We start from the raw sequence: 15413 nt of genomic DNA, 5'->3' as shown, positions 1-15413 counted from the left end.
AATTAGCAAAACTTTTTTGAAAAATATTTTTTCATCACTTTTCGCCAACCCTCAGTATTTACTGAAGCGGACTGCAAAGATAAGACTCTTTATTTCGATTATCCAAATTTATTTTTAAAAAATATTTCTGAACCAATCTCAAGCCTTTTCTACTGCTTTTCTATGAACGTCTGCTTGTTTAATGCGGATGCAAAAGTAGTACCTTTTTCACCACTTCCAAATTATTTGTTGCTTTTTTTTCAGTGAAATTTCACTTTTATTCACAACTCATTACTATAACGCACGTTAGATCGAAAAGTTTTTTTTTACTTTTTTGTCGGCTTTTGTTTTTTGTAGGTTGCGCGGTTCGCTCGTCGTGAGGTTCGCGCGGTTTATTTTGCGCAATTCAATAACAAGAAAGGTTCTTTCTTGTATAAACAACAATACCACCTTATATATAATAAAGAAGAAATCTACTTACTACGACAAAACAATTGTAAACTAGGTGAGATAAACCGCAATAAAAAAAGGAGAGCTTTCGCTCTCCTTTTTTACACAACACATAAAGAAGAGAGCATGTCAAGCTCCTACTCTATTTATTAAAACACATTTAAAGGTGTAATCAAACCAATACTAATGCGGCCTGTACTGTAATTTTCTTGATGGAGTTTGTCTTTTGCATAACGTGAATAATTATACCAACGTCCGACATAAGCTGCAAAAAAGCGTAAATCCAATTTTTTAAAGGGGCGAAATTGCACCATTGGTATTGCCCCATAACTAGTTCTTAAATGATTTGTTCCTGCATCTGCTGCTGTTACATTCTTCCCATATGCATTACTTGTCATCAAGGTCAATGACAAATACAATTTCGTCAACACTTTATAATCTACCCTTAACCAATGATCAATATATGAAGTCTGTTCCGCTAAGGCAGGTTTATCTCCAGCAAACATCGAACTGATTATTTTTCTTTTATCCAAATCATCACTACTATACTGAAAGTCGTACATAACGGTTACTTTTTCATCTTGGTATTTATTCCCCAAGGCGATGTAATGCATTCCTTTGTTTTTTGCTTGTGTAAAATAACTATAACTATAAGAGGTTTGAAATTTACTATTCCAAAAATTACCTCTCCAATTCCCCACAACTGCAAAAGGCGTTTTACTTTCTTCAATTCCTTGAGGCATCGTAAACGCGCCTATCTCGTCGAGCTTATTTGCACTGGCATTGAGCACTTGAACATTAAAGCGATGCTGAGGATTGGCGGTATATGCCACTCCTACCCCAACCATATAGTTTTCTGCTGTACTCAGGATATCATTATATTCTAAAATCTCAATCGCGTTCAAATCATATTCATATCCCCCCCAATCTGTCGCCAGTTTCCCGACTGCAATATTTAGCTTGGGCGAAGCTTGAACGTCGACATAGGCAAGATCTACATTTGAATTTACGTGATCCAAGCTACCCGGGGTCGCTTGGGAGGTATAGCGATTACGAAATCGAAGGCCAACTTTATCGTGAATTTTGGCGCTAAAATCAAAACGCAATTCACTTCCATTAAAGCGGCTTGTCGTAAATTTGTTATGCTCAAAATAGCCATCAAGACTAGATCGAACGTAAAGTTTTAAGGAAAAATCACTTAAAAAGGCGGGTTTGTTTATGCTAATCAACGGGCTAGCAATAGAATCATTCGTTTGGGATTGTTGCCCAAAAACAACAGCGGTCATTCCGATTAATACGACGCATAAAAATCTTTTCATACTCTCATTACAATTATATTATTTATTCACTTTTTAACTGTTTTTAGTAAAAAATATTAAATATTCAAATAATATAAACACTAAAAACTCTTAAATATTAAGAAACAAACAATATGCCACTTTGAGTAAATCCACCTAAATAGGAAAAAAAAATAGAGTTAAAAAAAACCACCTAATGAATTAGATGGTTTGCTGTAAACTAGTAGAACGCTTTTTTACTCTTTCTAAGCAAAAAAAGTCTTTCACTACTTGAACTATTGTCGTCTAACAAAAAGAATACCGAGAAAGCATACTCTTTTTTACCCTAAACGCAAAAACGACCTCTTAATATGAAGGGACTAAAAGTAGTACGAAATGGATTATCCGCTGAAATAGAATTATTTAGATTCAAATTTTCAACTAGACTACTTATTTTTTTATAAATTTTATTTGATATTTTTCGTTCCCTCCCCTTACTTGAAGGAAATACATGCCAGCAGCTAAGCTGGACACTGAAACGTTTTGCCTGTGTGAGGCAATTATGGGAATAGTTTGAATCAACCTGCCGTTGCTGTTGTGAATGGTAGCTTCTAAAGAGGTAAAAACAAAAGGGGCAGGAATTTCAAGGTGTAGCACATCTGTAGTAGGAATAGGCCAAGCGACCATCTCTTGGATATTTTTATCAACTAGCGTATGCTCAACCCTTACACCACTATAGGTATCTGAATGAATCAGAAGGCTGTAATCTTGTACGGAATGGACTAACTTATTTTTATGTGAAACAACAACCTCATAGGTTCCTTTTTCTGGGAAATCGAGATCAATTCGCTCGAGATTATCGACGGAATTATCCCCTTTGACGGCTTCAGCATGAACAAAACTATTGGTTAAACGCCAAGGAAAAAAGGTTTCTCCATTTCTATAAACGCGGATATCCAAGTCATTGACAAGGTATTTACTCGTATTCCCCTCAACAAAATTGAGCTTGCTGTAGGGACCTTCGACATCTGTCCAACAAATTGTAAATGAAAGTCGGTTCACCTCTTCTGTCAATTGCACTTTGAACGTGTGTGATTGTCCATTTGTCAAATGATCTTCTCGAATAAATGCCTTTTCATTTTCTGCTGCTTCTAGGAGCTGTACTCCATTCCAAGCATTGATAAGTCCCCAACCTATACGGGCATTGGGTCCTGTTTGATTAGGTAAATATTCAGCACTAGCAACCACAAGTCCTTTCAGGGTTGCTGCTTTATACGGAAATTGCTTATGGGTTAATGCCCATTGCTGCCACAGCAACAAAATACCAGAGACTGACGGAGTTGCCATAGAGGTACCACTTAAAGAGGCATATAAATTCGTCTTTTCGATTTGACCATTAGGATTATGGTATTGGTAAATGGAAGAATATACGTTTTCGCCTATAGCGGCAATATCGGGTTTAATACGAAAGTCATTTGTAGGTCCGGGGCTACTAAAATTCGTTTCCACCAATTTTCCTGTATCGTCTACCCCTACCGCAGCAACGACAATTGCATTTTTCGCATTTGCATGTCCTAAGAGCAAATCCATTCCCTGCTTAGTTGGGTTGACTAAATCGGCATAAATTTTATCATTTCCTGCTGCCACGACAGGCTGTACATAGGGATAGAGATAGGCAATCTTATCCATATGGACCGCATCTATAGTATATGCACCAAAAAATTCAGGGGATAACAGCGGCTTTTTCTCATTGTCAACGGCTGCAATTCCATAGGAGTGATTAGAAATTAAGACTCCTTGTTGCGCCAATTGAGCTAACTTAGTCATATCATTGCTCCATCGATAGCTAATAGCTTCTGCTTCAGGCGCTATACCTTTTGCCTTAACATCCAGTCCTTGAGCGACAATTGTTCCGGCCACGTGGGTTGCGTGACTTCGGCGGCGTTCTAAAACGGCAAACTCTTTGGGATCTTCAGGTATAGCAGTATCCCAAGATTCGCGTAATTGAACCTTGGAACTTCCCGATTTTTCAAATTCTATATGTCGATTAAATACTAAATCGCCATCAATGATCCCCACCAGCATCTGTTGCCCTAAAAGTTGATTGAATACAGGATTATCAGAACTGATCAATTGTTCAACTCCACTGACCTTTCGCGAGACTTCATTGTTGGTTTTAAAGTAAATAACTTTATTTTGTTCTAGGCGTTGGGCTTGATAATAATTAGTTCCATCAACAAATTCCGTCTTCAATGAACGATTGTTTTTTTTGAACTTCAGTAATTCTTTATGTAGCATTCCTTCCTTTTGAGTTAAGGCATTAATTTGGCTAATTGCCTCAGTTGTCGTATACTGTTGACTTAATTGTTGACGAATGGCATTGGATTGCCCTAGCATCGTAGTTGCAGTAAAGAGAAACGAACACAATAAAAAAGATTTAATTCTGAACATAAGAAAGGTCTGTAGTTATAAACGTGAGATTTAGGGTAAAATTACGCCTAAAACACGGTTTAAATTTATAATAAATTAAGTCAATTCCAATATATTTCTATCTTTGACAAACATTAAATTTAAAACACATTTACCCTATGTATGTAAAAAAAGTAATTATCAGCGTGGCAATAGGCGCTTCTTTATTTTCTATTTCTTGTAAAAATGACGCAAAATGGGATGAAACAAACGCCTTTTATGCAGAAAGTACGTTGCCGTATCAGACGGCTGATTTTTCCAAGATTGGGAGCAAGGATTTTAAGCCTGCGTTATTAGAGGGAATGCGTCAGCAAAATAAAGCTATACAAGACATAATTGCCAACGCCGAAGAACCGACTTTTACCAATACCATGGAAGCATTGGAATTATCTGGGCTTCTACTAAATAGGGTGAGCAATGTTTTTCATCTTTTAACCGCAGCTAATACCAACGCAGAACTTATTGCAATCAACAATGAGTTAGCTCCTAAATTTGCGGCGCACAACGATGGCATTTACTTAAACGACGCCTTATTCGAACGCGTTAAAAAATTGAACACCAACAAAGATAACCTTGGTTTAGAACCAGAACAAACGAGATTAATAGAAGTTTACTACGAGCGTTTTGAGCAAGCGGGTGCGAATTTATCTGCAGTTGACAAAGAGAAATTAAAAAAAATAAACCAGGAAATTGCTACGCTGACCAATTCATTTAGCGATAAATTATTAGCAGCAACAAAAGCGGGAGCCGTTGTTTTTAATGCTGAGCAATTGGAAGGAGTATCTCCAGAAACGCTTTCTTCTTTCAAGCAAGGTGATAATCAATACAGTCTTCCGTTGAGCAATACAACACAACAGCCTATTTCGAGTCAGCTACAAAATGCAGCAACACGAGAGCAATTGTTCAAAGCTTCTTGGGAAAGAGCTGAGAAGAAGGACAGTAATGACACTCAAGAGCTCGTGATAGCAATTGCCAAAAAGAGAGCAGAAAAAGCAAGATTACTGGGATTTGACACCTATGCCGCATGGAGTTTACAAGGTACAATGGCACAAACTCCTGATCAAGTTTTCAAAATGCTAGAGACATTAAACCCTCATGCGTTAGAGGCGGCAAAAGAAGAAGGACAAATCATTCAAGAAATGATCCAAAAAAAGGGAGAATCAGCAACGTTAAACGCGGCTGATTGGTCTTATTATGCAGAAATACTAAAGAAAGAGAAATACACTTTAGATCAAGAGGAACTAAAATCCTATTTTCTATTAAACAAAGTATTGGAAGATGGTGTATTCTATATGGCGAAATACCTATATGGAATCAGTTATTTGGAACGCACGGATATCCCAGTTTGGCATGAAGATGTGAAAGTGTACGAATTTTTCAACCAAGATGGCAGTCCACTAGGGCTTTTTTATACGGATTACTACCAACGCGACTCAAAACAAGGAGGGGCTTGGATGAGTAATATTGTGGATCAATCCTATCTGACCAAACAATTGCCTGTTGTATACAACGTGGCAAACTTTCCAAAACCGGCAGAAGGAAATCCTACCTTGCTTTCGCTAGATGAAGTTATCACCTTGTTCCATGAATTTGGACATGCCTTACACGGGTTGTTTGCAGCCCAGACGTACCCTACATTATCGGGTACAAATGTATCCCGAGACTTTGTTGAATTTCCTTCCCAATTTCACGAGCACTTTGCCTTTGATCCAGCTATCCTTAGTAACTATGCTAAGCACTATCAAACGGGATATATTTTGCCAAAAGAATTAGAAGAAAGTATTTATGCTTCAGCTGGTTTCAACAAAGGGTATGATTTAACTGAACTCCTAGCAGCAGCTGTCTTGGATCTAGCTTGGCACAGTATAGATGCCGATGCAACAATCACCGATATCCACCAATTTGAAACAGATGCTTTAACGAAATACAACATTTATTCATCGTTAGTTCCACCGCGATATCGCTCTACCTATTTCAGTCATATTTTTGGTGGAGGCTATGCTGCGGGTTATTACTCGTATAAATGGTCTCAGATGATTGATTATGACGCGTATGCCTGGTTAATGGAACAGGGAGGAATTAGCTTGGAAAATGGTACAATTTTGCGTAAAAAGCTATTCTCTCAAGGGAATACAATTCCACTGGACAAATTGTATCGCGATTTCAGAGAAAAAGATCCAACTGTAGATGCATACTTGCACTATGCTGGATTTACAAAATAATATACTTTACAAAGGGCGGTCAATTGATGATCGCCCTTTTTAATTGAAAAACTGTGGCCTTCTCATAGAACTAAAAGGAAAATACTACCTTTGCAACAAATTAAAAGCAGATGAATATCAAATTACTCGCTATTGGCAAAACGGACAATAAAGAATTGCAAACCTTGATGAATGATTACATTAAGCGTTTGTCCTTTTATGTAAAATTTGAAATGGAGATTATTGCTGACATCAAAAATGCTAAAAATTTATCGGAAACCCAGCAAAAACAAAAAGAGGGGGAATTAATTCTCAGCAAGCTAGCACCTACTGATTTTTTAATCCTGTTAGACGAAAAAGGAAAAGAGTTCACCAGTATGGGCTTTGCGGATGAATTGCAAAAGAGAATGAATGCAGGTATTAAAACGCTCGTTTTTGTCATTGGGGGACCCTATGGGTTTTCTGACGAGGTCTATCAAAATGCGAAAGGGAAAATATCACTTTCAAAAATGACATTTTCCCATCAAATGATTCGCTTATTTGTGATTGAACAGCTCTATCGCGGCTTTACTATTTTGCGCAATGAGCCTTATCATCATCAATAGTTATTTTAATATACTCTATCTTGATCTAGCACCTGATTTCTCAGTTTTAGTTCTTCGATCAACACGCGCAATTGCAAGTATTTTTCAAAGTTTAATTCTTTGCTAAAGCCCAACTGTAGGCTATCTCTTCCTTGGAGTTTTTCAAGTAGTTGACTTCTATCGACTGCTTGACCTTCAAAGAATAAGTCATTCGAAGCATTTACATAGAGCAAATTAGCCGTTGTAGTTGGACGTTCAAAAACGTAATCAATGGTTTTAAACGGGAAGAATGACAAGTGTTTGTTCAACGTATCTGCATAGCTGAAGAAAACACCTTTTTCATCAGGGTGTAAACTATTCTTGTCGTACTTTTTATCCTTGACTTCTTTAATTAGTTCCAGCACTTCTTTTACATTGAGTTCACGTTGAACGTGAAAGATAAAATTTGTTCCGCCTATTCGATTGTTATCGTTCAGGTGTGGATGATTGCCCTCTTCGGCAACTTCAATGTAAATTGGGGAATGATCGTCTACTCCTTCTTCTACAATATAAGCAGCACGAGGCAGTTTCATTTCTTTTTTATCACAGCTTAAAAAAAGAAAAAGAAAAAGAAAAGGTAATACAAACAGTAATTTTCTCATATCATCAGTTGGTTTAAGATTTTTCTTACTTCACAGGCTTCTTTCACATCGTGTACCCTTAGGATACTTGCTCCTTTTTGCAGGGCAATGGTATTTAGTACACTCGTTGCATTGAGTGCTTCTTCTGGGGTAGTACCCAATAGTTTATAGAGCATTGATTTTCGAGAAATCCCTACTAATAAAGGTAGTTCAAAACAGTGAAACTGTTCTAATTTAGCCATCAGTTCATAGTTTTGCTCTAGACTTTTGGCAAAGCCAAATCCAGGATCCAAAATAAGATCATTAATTTTTGCTGCTCTAGCTTGGGCAATACGTTCCGAAAAATAAAAGCGCATGTCTAGGATTAGATCATCGTATTGGGTTAAGCTTTGCATGGTTTGAGGATTTCCTCTCATGTGCATCATAATATAAGGCACTTGTAATTGTCCAACCACCTCTAACATCCGATCATCTAGCCATCCAGCCGCGATATCATTGACGATTGCTGCACCAGCTTCAATGGCTTGTCTAGCTACTTCTGCGCGAAAGGTGTCAACCGACAATTTGATTGTCGGAAAGCGATCTACTAAAAGTGCAACAACTTGAACCAATCGCTTTATTTCTTGGGATTCACTTACAAATTCAGCACTTGGTTTGGACGAATAGGCGCCTACATCAATAAAATCCGCTCCTTCTTTGAGCATTTTTTCGGCTTGATTCAAGAAGTCTATATCGGTTTTGTATTTGCCCCCATCATAGAAGGAATTTGGAGTTACATTTAAAATTCCCATAATTCGAGGCGTAGATAAATCAATCAATTCTCCTTTACAATTTATTGTCATACAGCACAATTCAATATTTTATCTTATTTTTATTGCGATTTAATTCTTTAAAAGGTGTAACATTTCTTTCAATGCCATAGTATTATTACTATTTTTGAAGAATAATCCATTACAAATATAGTTTAAATGAGTACTACTTCTATACAATATGATCAGGTAATTGCAATTTGCAAGGCGTTATTTCAAAAAAAGATGCACGATTATGGATGTGCGTGGCGCATCATGCGTTTGAGCTCATTGACCGATCAGATTTACATCAAAGCACAGCGCTTGAGAAGTATTCAAGAGAACACGGTACGCAGAGTCGATGAAGGGGAAGTTCCTGAATTTATAGGGATTGTCAACTACTGTATTATGGCGTTGATCAACGCAGAAATTGGCGTGGGAAAATATCCTGATCTAACGGCAGAAGAAGTGGAAAAATTCTATGACCAAGTGGTTTTGGAAACAAAAACCTTGATGGAGAACAAAAACCACGACTACGGAGAAGCATGGCGTGATTTACGCGTGAGTTCTTTAACTGATTTAATTCTGCAGAAACTGCTTCGCGTCAAACAAATCGAAGACAACAAAGGAAAAACATTGGCCTCAGAGGGAATCGAGGCTAACTATCAAGATATGCTGAATTACGCCGTTTTTGCGTTGATTCACCTTGAACTAATAAACGAGTAAATAACCATCAACCACTAATTATGAAAATCATTACGCAACTTTCGCGCATATTTGTAGGCGTATTATTTATTTTATCGGGTTTAGTCAAATTGAATGACCCCACGGGATTTTCTTTTAAACTAGAAGAGTACTTTTCTGAAGCAGTTTTAAACTTGCCTTTTCTAATGCCTTATGCTTTATCCTTAGCGGTAATTTTAGTTATTGCTGAAGTAATCTTAGGGGTTGCCCTCTTGATTGGTTTTATGCGCAAGTTGACGTTAACCTTATTGTTTTTGATGATTGTATTTTTTACTTTCTTGACGTTTTACTCGGCTTATTTCAACAAAGTAACAGACTGTGGATGTTTTGGTGATGCCGTACCACTGACCCCTTGGGGATCTTTTACTAAAGATGTGGTTTTATTGATTCTCATCCTGATTCTCATTAAATTTAAATCACATATCAAACCTCTATTCAAAGCGAAAACCAATAATCTAATCATGATGATTACTGTTATTTTATGCTGTTTTATGGGGTATTGGGTATTGAATCACTTGCCGTTGAAAGACTTTAGAGCCTATAAAGTAGGTACAGATATTCAAAAGGGAATGGAAATTCCCGAAGGTGCTCCTAAAGCGGAATACCAAATGACGTTCTATTACAACGTCAATGGAAAAGAGGAAAAATTTACAGATAAAGAATTGGGTAATATTCCGGAAGGCGCTGAATTTATACGCCGTGAGGACGTTCAACTAAGCGAAGGTTTTCAACCTGAAATTCACGATTTAACGATGGATTTAGACGGGGAAGAACACTTACCTCAAATGTTAGAAGAGCCTAAGTTAATTTGGATCATTTCTTATGATTTAGAACGTGCAGATGCAGAAGGCTTACGCGCCATGAAAGACTTTGCCAATAAGGCTATTGTCAAAGGCTATGTCGTTGCAGGATTAACAGCTTCGAGCAATGCCGTAATAGCGGGAGTTGTCAAACAATACGAATTGCCTTTTGCGTACTATACTTCTGATGCAACAACGCTAAAGACCATCGAAAGAGCTAATCCGAGTATTGTTGTATTAGAAAAAGGAGTGATTATCGAAAAGAAACACTGGAAAGACCGCAATCAGGTTACTTTAAAATAGAGACAATTTGTTGGCTTATTTCATCAAAAAACTGGGCTACGCCTTGCTGACGCTTTGGGGCGTAGTCAGTGTTGTATTCTTTTTGTTTACCATTTTACCTGGTGATCCTGCGCGTATGATGTTGGATCAAAACGAAAGTGCAGCACAACTTCTAACGATTAAAAAGAAATATGGATTTGATCAACCGATTAGCAAACAATATGTGTTATATCTCAATGATCTCTCTCCTATTTCTTTACACAGTACCCAACCCGATGATTACAGCTTTCGCCAAGCGAACAAATACAGCGGGGTTGTCCTTCTTACCCTAGGCCAATCCGAAATGATGCTTAAACTACCTTACCTCAGGGAGAGTTTCCAGAAAAATGGCAAAACGGTGAGTAGTATTCTAGCAGAAACACTACCCAATACGGTACTCTTAGCGACGGTTGCCATTGGAATTGCCCTATTTATTGGAGTATTCTTAGGCATTATTTCAGCCCTTTACGTCAATACATGGCTGGACCGTTTAATTTCAATAGTCAGTACTTTTGGTATGAGTATTCCCTCCTTTTTTAGTGCTATTTTATTTGCTTGGATCTTCGGATTTCTCTTACATCAATACACTCAATTGCCCATGACGGGTAGTTTATACGAAGTAGATGACTTTGGAGAAGGCCGTTATATAGCAGTAAAAAACATTGTTTTGCCGGCGATTGTACTGGGGATTCGCCCGTTGTCTGTAGTGATTCAACTCATGCGAAACTCTCTGTTGGAAGTACTGGGCATGGACTATATCCGCACGGCTAGAGCTAAGGGTATGAAAACCGGACAAGTTATCTATAAACACGCACTAAAGAACGCATTAAACCCCGTTGTAACTGCCCTTTCAGGTTGGTTTGCTTCTATGCTGGCGGGAGCTGTTTTCGTAGAATATATTTTTGGATGGAACGGTTTAGGCAAGGAAATTGTAGAAGCTTTAAACACCTTAGATTTACCGATTATCATGGGAGCCGTACTTACTATAGCAACCGCTTTCGTAATCCTAACAATTTTAGTAGATTTGATCTACGCTTATTTAGATCCTAGAGTAAAGCTAAACAAATAAATATTCAAACCCTATGAGAAAATTTTATATTGCCCTTTCTATACTAGCTTTAACAGCTACAGCTTGTAAAAAACAAACAGAGAAATTAGAAGTAATTTCAACTGAACAAGCAACCGAAACTCCATCTACAACGACAGAAACCCCTGTTGATCAATCTCAATTTGCAGCAGAAGCCCTCAACCAAATCTTCTATAAATTAGATGGTGGAACGATCACTTTTCAAGAAATTCTAGCTCAACACAAGGGCAAAACGGTCTTGATTGACGTATGGGCTGCTTGGTGTCCTGATTGCATCAAAGCACTGCCAACAATGAAAACAATTAAAGCGGATTTTCCTGAGGTTGTATTTGTTAATCTTTCATTAGATAAAACAACCGAATCGTGGAAAGAGGCAATTGAAAAACACGGCATTGAAGGAGAACACTACTACCTCAATGACGAAAAACGCATGAAAGGTACTTTCGGGCAAGCGATTCAGCTGAATTGGATTCCCCGTTATATCATCGTAAATAAAGAAGGAAAAATTGAGCTTTTTAATGCAACAGAGAAAAACTTTGAAGATATAAAAGCCTTATTAAATACAAAATAATAATGATGAGACACCAAATTGTTGCTGGAAACTGGAAAATGCACAAGAATTATTCAGAAACCCATGTATTATTAGATGAATTAATCGAAGCCTTGCCTAGCGGGAAAGAAGTAGAAGTAATAGTTGCTCCTACCTTTACCAATTTAGCAAGTGCAGTATCCCATTTAGAGGGGACCAACATTCAAGTGGCGGCTCAAAATATGCATCAAGCAGAAGGTGGTGCTTTTACGGGAGAAATTTCAGCTCAAATGTTGTTGAGTGTTGGCGTAGAAACTGTCATTATTGGGCACTCAGAACGAAGACACTACTTTAAAGAAACAGATGCTATTTTAGCGGATAAAGTAAATACGGCATTGCGACACAATATGCGCGTAATTTACTGTATTGGAGAAGAATTAAAAGACAGAGAAAGCAAACAGTACCTCAACGTCATTTTCAACCAACTGAGAGATGGATTATTCCATTTATCTAAAGATCAGTGGGCCAGTATTGTAGTCGCGTATGAACCTGTATGGGCGATTGGTACTGGAGAAACCGCTACACCTGAACAAGCACAAGAAATTCACGCGTTTATCCGTCAAGAAATTAAACGTCAATACGACCAATCGGTAGCAGATAGTACTTCTATTTTATATGGAGGTAGTGTGAAACCAAGCAATGCAAAAGAAATCTTCTCTCAACCCGATGTTGATGGCGGTTTAATCGGAGGTGCAGCACTTGTTGCAGCTGATTTTGCAGCTATAGTACAAGCAATCTAAGGACATAGCTGTTCTATTTGTACCCTAGAGACTGTCTAATATGCATAACAAGATAGGCCCCATCTAATTTTAGGTGGGGTTTTTTTATGCTGTACATCGGTATACGATCATCCCTAGGTATCTCATCCTGGTTTAGCTGTACAAATTGGATCACATTCTTGACTCCCTTTTGGTCAACTACAACAACTTTTAATCGAAGAAAAAAGTCTAGTTTTTATCTCATTTAAAAATGAATCTCCTGCTGCAACACCATCTTTTCTTTTCTTCAACTTTAGTTATTTATAAAGATTCTAAATAATTTACTTATCTTTGTCTCTTCAGAAATAAACTACATCATGCCATATAATCAAGAAATCATAACCTATAGCCAAGACAAATCGATTAAAAATGGGATTTACCTCAAAGAGTTGGCTCCTCATACCTTAGAAAAGGGAATAGTAGGTCATACACATCGCGATGATTACTACGTGTGCATTTTGATCTTAAACGGTACTTTTAGCATCAATTGTGAGTTGCAGTCAAACGAATTAAAGACAGGAGATTTACTGTTGATTAAGCCCTATCAAATTCACACCATCGAACATTTTAGCGAAGATTTTTACGCCTATTTTTTGAGTATTCAAGATTTTAGGATTCCGGATGAATTGACGTATCTATTGTTTAACTTACCACCTAGCCAACAACAACTCTCCTTGCCTTTAGAAGCGATGCAAACCTTGTTGGAGACAATACATTTATTGCTAAAGTACAATAATCAAAAAGAAGAATATACCACAGAGATCACCGATGGATTGTTTCAGGCATTACTTTATAAGATAGGTTCGCTTTACAAAGTAACCACCCAAATTCCAGAAGTATCAGTAATTAACCAATCCAACGTAATCACGTCAAAGTTTAAGCGTTTAATAACAACAAAAACGCATTTAAATCAGCCGTCATATTTCGCCAATCAGCTATTTATAACACCAGCGCACTTGAATGATTGCGTCAAAAAGACAACGGGCCAAACCGTGAGCTATTGGCTGAAAAACTCTATCATCAATGAAGCTAAAAGACTGTTGTACTATACAACGAAATCAGTTAAGGAGATTGCCTTTGAATTGGGATACGAAGATCACACCTATTTTTCGCGTTTGTTTAAAAAACACGTCAAACAAACACCTCTTCAATTTAGGGGTAATTGCATAGCAATTGTGAATTAATTTAGGGGTTGAAGCCGAGCAAACTTTCGTAAGGGTCGCCTTCCAACTGTAAAAGATTAGCAAAGGCGGGTTCTGTTTTCATGCCTGCACGTTTATATGCTTTTACTTTTTCTTTAAACAACTCTCCTTTTTTCTGTAGAATTTCATATTCAATACACAAGTGACGATAGCCGTATTGAGCTGTTACAGGGATTGTTTGCGCAAAAATTTCAACAGGAAAATGGTCAATTGTAAAATTAACGACATAAGCTAACTGACTGCGCTGCGTAAAAACAACCTCAGTAAATCCATGATACGTTTGAAAGTGTTCCCGTACAAGTTGCTGAAAAGCTTGAAGATCATCAAAACTACAAGCAATATCGATATCACTGCTATCAATAGCAATATCCAAGGGAAAAGTGCCTACAACCACAGGTGTAAAATCTCGTAAATAGTACAAGATTTTGTGGGCAGTCAAGAGATTGTAGACCGCTTGTTGTTGGGGTGATCCCCTTTTTAAATAATCGATAAAAAAGAAGTTCATTTTGGTTTAGTGGGCATTCATTTTAGAAAACAAATTGATAATCACGACCCCAAGCACAATGAATCCCATGCCTATGATTGCTGGTAAATCCGGCTTTTGTCCATAGACTACGATAGCAACTACCGTTACCAATACAATACCGATACCAGACCAAATTGCATAGGCAATACCAACGGGTATGGTGCGCAGTGTTAAACTCAAAAAATAAAAAGCTACTGCATACATCACAACGGTTACCGCACTGGGAATAATCTTCGTAAATTCGTTAGATGCTTTCAACGCACTTGTTGCAACTACTTCACTGACTATAGCAATGAGAAGAAATAAGAAATTTTTCACTGTGTATCAATTAGGATACAAAGGTAAACTAGATTATCAAAATAAACACCTCATCTTTACTTTTCCTCCTCAAATTCATTGGTTCTCGCTTTTATTTCACTTATTCTCTCATATACCAATAATGATCAATACCATCTAAATCAAAGGTGTAAGCAGCATGGAATCCTATTTTCCCCAATACGCGAATTGAACTTTCGTTTTTCACTTCAGAAACAGCGTAAATTGGGTGTTGTTGAAAATTTTTGGCTGCGTAATCTAAACACGCTAATGCAGCTTCCGTAGCATATCCTTTTCCCCAAGCGTCAAAGCGAAAGCGATACGCCAAATCCAAATATTCACGCAAGCCATTTAATCCGTTCTCAACAAGTTTAAATCCACACCAGCCAATAAATTCATTGCTGTCTTTTTTGATAATAGCCCAGCGACCAATTCCAAAATCACGGTATTGCTGTTGAATAAATTCAATGATTTCTTCAGCTTCTTCCATAGAAGTAATTACCATACTTCCCACGTATTTAACGACGCGCTCATCGCTGTCCAAATTGTAAATACCCTCCGCATCCTCACGGGTAATTTCTCGAATAATCAATCGGTCTGTTTCTATAATTGTCGCCATATTATTTTTGTATTTCTCACTAATTTAATAAAATAATCGGCACTAACCTTTTATTCTTCAGAAAAATCAAATTAATACCTAAAA

At 37.4% G+C, this 15413-nt stretch carries 15 protein-coding genes; 8 read left to right on the top strand and 7 right to left on the bottom strand.

The window, feature by feature from the left end:
* Positions 1-578 precede the first annotated feature (578 nt).
* Together H4K35_RS12500 and H4K35_RS12495 are read right to left on the bottom strand one after the other, a co-directional pair.
* Positions 579-1748, bottom strand: coding sequence for a porin (locus H4K35_RS12500; protein WP_182628299.1), 1170 nt, complete (start codon positions 1746-1748; stop codon positions 579-581).
* Positions 1749-2156: 408 nt separating this feature from the next.
* The gene (locus H4K35_RS12495; protein ID WP_182628298.1) at positions 2157-4157 is read right to left on the bottom strand and encodes a S8 family peptidase; all 2001 of its coding nucleotides are present in this window, start codon (positions 4155-4157) and stop codon (positions 2157-2159) included.
* 137 nt (positions 4158-4294) lie between these two features.
* Here H4K35_RS12495 and H4K35_RS12490 point away from each other — a divergent pair, with 137 nt between their 5' ends.
* Both H4K35_RS12490 and rlmH read left to right on the top strand, forming a co-directional pair.
* Positions 4295-6397 carry a M3 family metallopeptidase gene (locus H4K35_RS12490; RefSeq protein WP_182628297.1) on the top strand — a complete coding sequence of 701 codons (2103 nt, stop codon included), beginning with the start codon at positions 4295-4297 and terminating at the stop codon, positions 6395-6397.
* Between the two features lie 110 nt (positions 6398-6507).
* Positions 6508-6981 (top strand): 23S rRNA (pseudouridine(1915)-N(3))-methyltransferase RlmH, encoded by a 474-nt coding sequence (gene rlmH, locus H4K35_RS12485; protein WP_182628296.1) that lies wholly within the window; start codon positions 6508-6510, stop codon positions 6979-6981.
* 5 nt (positions 6982-6986) lie between these two features.
* Here rlmH and H4K35_RS12480 read toward each other — a convergent pair whose 3' ends face one another.
* Both H4K35_RS12480 and folP read right to left on the bottom strand, forming a co-directional pair.
* Positions 6987-7532 (bottom strand): hypothetical protein, encoded by a 546-nt coding sequence (locus H4K35_RS12480; RefSeq protein WP_255492463.1) that lies wholly within the window; start codon positions 7530-7532, stop codon positions 6987-6989.
* Between the two features lie 65 nt (positions 7533-7597).
* A complete protein-coding gene (folP, locus tag H4K35_RS12475; RefSeq protein ID WP_182628294.1) occupies positions 7598-8422 on the bottom strand; it encodes a dihydropteroate synthase in 825 nt (274 codons plus the stop codon).
* A gap of 126 nt (positions 8423-8548) precedes the next feature.
* Here folP and H4K35_RS12470 point away from each other — a divergent pair, with 126 nt between their 5' ends.
* From H4K35_RS12470 to H4K35_RS12445, 6 genes are all read left to right on the top strand, one after another.
* Positions 8549-9094, top strand: coding sequence for a DUF1599 domain-containing protein (locus H4K35_RS12470; RefSeq protein WP_182628293.1), 546 nt, complete (start codon positions 8549-8551; stop codon positions 9092-9094).
* 20 nt (positions 9095-9114) lie between these two features.
* Positions 9115-10215 carry a BT_3928 family protein gene (locus tag H4K35_RS12465; RefSeq protein WP_182628292.1) on the top strand — a complete coding sequence of 367 codons (1101 nt, stop codon included), beginning with the start codon at positions 9115-9117 and terminating at the stop codon, positions 10213-10215.
* A gap of 7 nt (positions 10216-10222) precedes the next feature.
* Positions 10223-11302, top strand: coding sequence for an ABC transporter permease (locus H4K35_RS12460; protein ID WP_182628291.1), 1080 nt, complete (start codon positions 10223-10225; stop codon positions 11300-11302).
* A 13-nt stretch (positions 11303-11315) separates the two neighbouring features.
* On the top strand, positions 11316-11891 hold the full coding sequence (locus tag H4K35_RS12455) for a TlpA disulfide reductase family protein (protein WP_182628290.1): 576 nt from the start codon (positions 11316-11318) through the stop codon (positions 11889-11891).
* A gap of 5 nt (positions 11892-11896) precedes the next feature.
* The gene (tpiA, locus tag H4K35_RS12450; RefSeq protein WP_182628304.1) at positions 11897-12649 is read left to right on the top strand and encodes a triose-phosphate isomerase; all 753 of its coding nucleotides are present in this window, start codon (positions 11897-11899) and stop codon (positions 12647-12649) included.
* 335 nt (positions 12650-12984) lie between these two features.
* Positions 12985-13851, top strand: coding sequence for an AraC family transcriptional regulator (locus tag H4K35_RS12445; protein WP_182628289.1), 867 nt, complete (start codon positions 12985-12987; stop codon positions 13849-13851).
* Position 13852: 1 nt separating this feature from the next.
* Here H4K35_RS12445 and H4K35_RS12440 read toward each other — a convergent pair whose 3' ends face one another.
* The 3 genes from H4K35_RS12440 to H4K35_RS12430 all read right to left on the bottom strand — a co-directional run bounded on the left by H4K35_RS12440 (position 13853) and on the right by H4K35_RS12430 (position 15329).
* Positions 13853-14374: a DUF4269 domain-containing protein gene (locus H4K35_RS12440; RefSeq protein WP_182628288.1), complete on the bottom strand. Its 522-nt coding sequence runs from the start codon at positions 14372-14374 to the stop codon at positions 13853-13855.
* Between the two features lie 6 nt (positions 14375-14380).
* Positions 14381-14713, bottom strand: coding sequence for a multidrug efflux SMR transporter (locus tag H4K35_RS12435; protein WP_182628287.1), 333 nt, complete (start codon positions 14711-14713; stop codon positions 14381-14383).
* 100 nt (positions 14714-14813) lie between these two features.
* A complete protein-coding gene (locus tag H4K35_RS12430; protein WP_182628286.1) occupies positions 14814-15329 on the bottom strand; it encodes a GNAT family N-acetyltransferase in 516 nt (171 codons plus the stop codon).
* Between the last annotated feature and the right edge of the window lie 84 nt (positions 15330-15413).

Origin of the sequence: Myroides sp. NP-2 (genome assembly GCF_014145665.1) — a bacterium.
Classification (GTDB): Bacteria; Bacteroidota; Bacteroidia; order Flavobacteriales; family Flavobacteriaceae; genus Flavobacterium.
Note: the sequence above shows the minus strand (reverse complement) of the source record. Positions and strands in the feature narration are given on the sequence as shown.

What these genes read in the sequence shown, in the direction of transcription:
- H4K35_RS12500 (WP_182628299.1), bottom strand. Translation starts at nt 1,748, where the DNA reads ATGAAAAGATTTTTATGCGTCGTATTAATCGGAATGACCGCTGTTGTT.
- H4K35_RS12495 (WP_182628298.1), bottom strand. Translation starts at nt 4,157, where the DNA reads ATGTTCAGAATTAAATCTTTTTTATTGTGTTCGTTTCTCTTTACTGCA.
- H4K35_RS12490 (WP_182628297.1), top strand. Translation starts at nt 4,295, where the DNA reads ATGTATGTAAAAAAAGTAATTATCAGCGTGGCAATAGGCGCTTCTTTA.
- rlmH (WP_182628296.1), top strand. Translation starts at nt 6,508, where the DNA reads ATGAATATCAAATTACTCGCTATTGGCAAAACGGACAATAAAGAATTG.
- H4K35_RS12480 (WP_255492463.1), bottom strand. Translation starts at nt 7,532, where the DNA reads ATGAAACTGCCTCGTGCTGCTTATATTGTAGAAGAAGGAGTAGACGAT.
- folP (WP_182628294.1), bottom strand. Translation starts at nt 8,422, where the DNA reads ATGACAATAAATTGTAAAGGAGAATTGATTGATTTATCTACGCCTCGA.
- H4K35_RS12470 (WP_182628293.1), top strand. Translation starts at nt 8,549, where the DNA reads ATGAGTACTACTTCTATACAATATGATCAGGTAATTGCAATTTGCAAG.
- H4K35_RS12465 (WP_182628292.1), top strand. Translation starts at nt 9,115, where the DNA reads ATGAAAATCATTACGCAACTTTCGCGCATATTTGTAGGCGTATTATTT.
- H4K35_RS12455 (WP_182628290.1), top strand. Translation starts at nt 11,316, where the DNA reads ATGAGAAAATTTTATATTGCCCTTTCTATACTAGCTTTAACAGCTACA.
- tpiA (WP_182628304.1), top strand. Translation starts at nt 11,897, where the DNA reads ATGAGACACCAAATTGTTGCTGGAAACTGGAAAATGCACAAGAATTAT.
- H4K35_RS12445 (WP_182628289.1), top strand. Translation starts at nt 12,985, where the DNA reads ATGCCATATAATCAAGAAATCATAACCTATAGCCAAGACAAATCGATT.
- H4K35_RS12440 (WP_182628288.1), bottom strand. Translation starts at nt 14,374, where the DNA reads ATGAACTTCTTTTTTATCGATTATTTAAAAAGGGGATCACCCCAACAA.
- H4K35_RS12430 (WP_182628286.1), bottom strand. Translation starts at nt 15,329, where the DNA reads ATGGCGACAATTATAGAAACAGACCGATTGATTATTCGAGAAATTACC.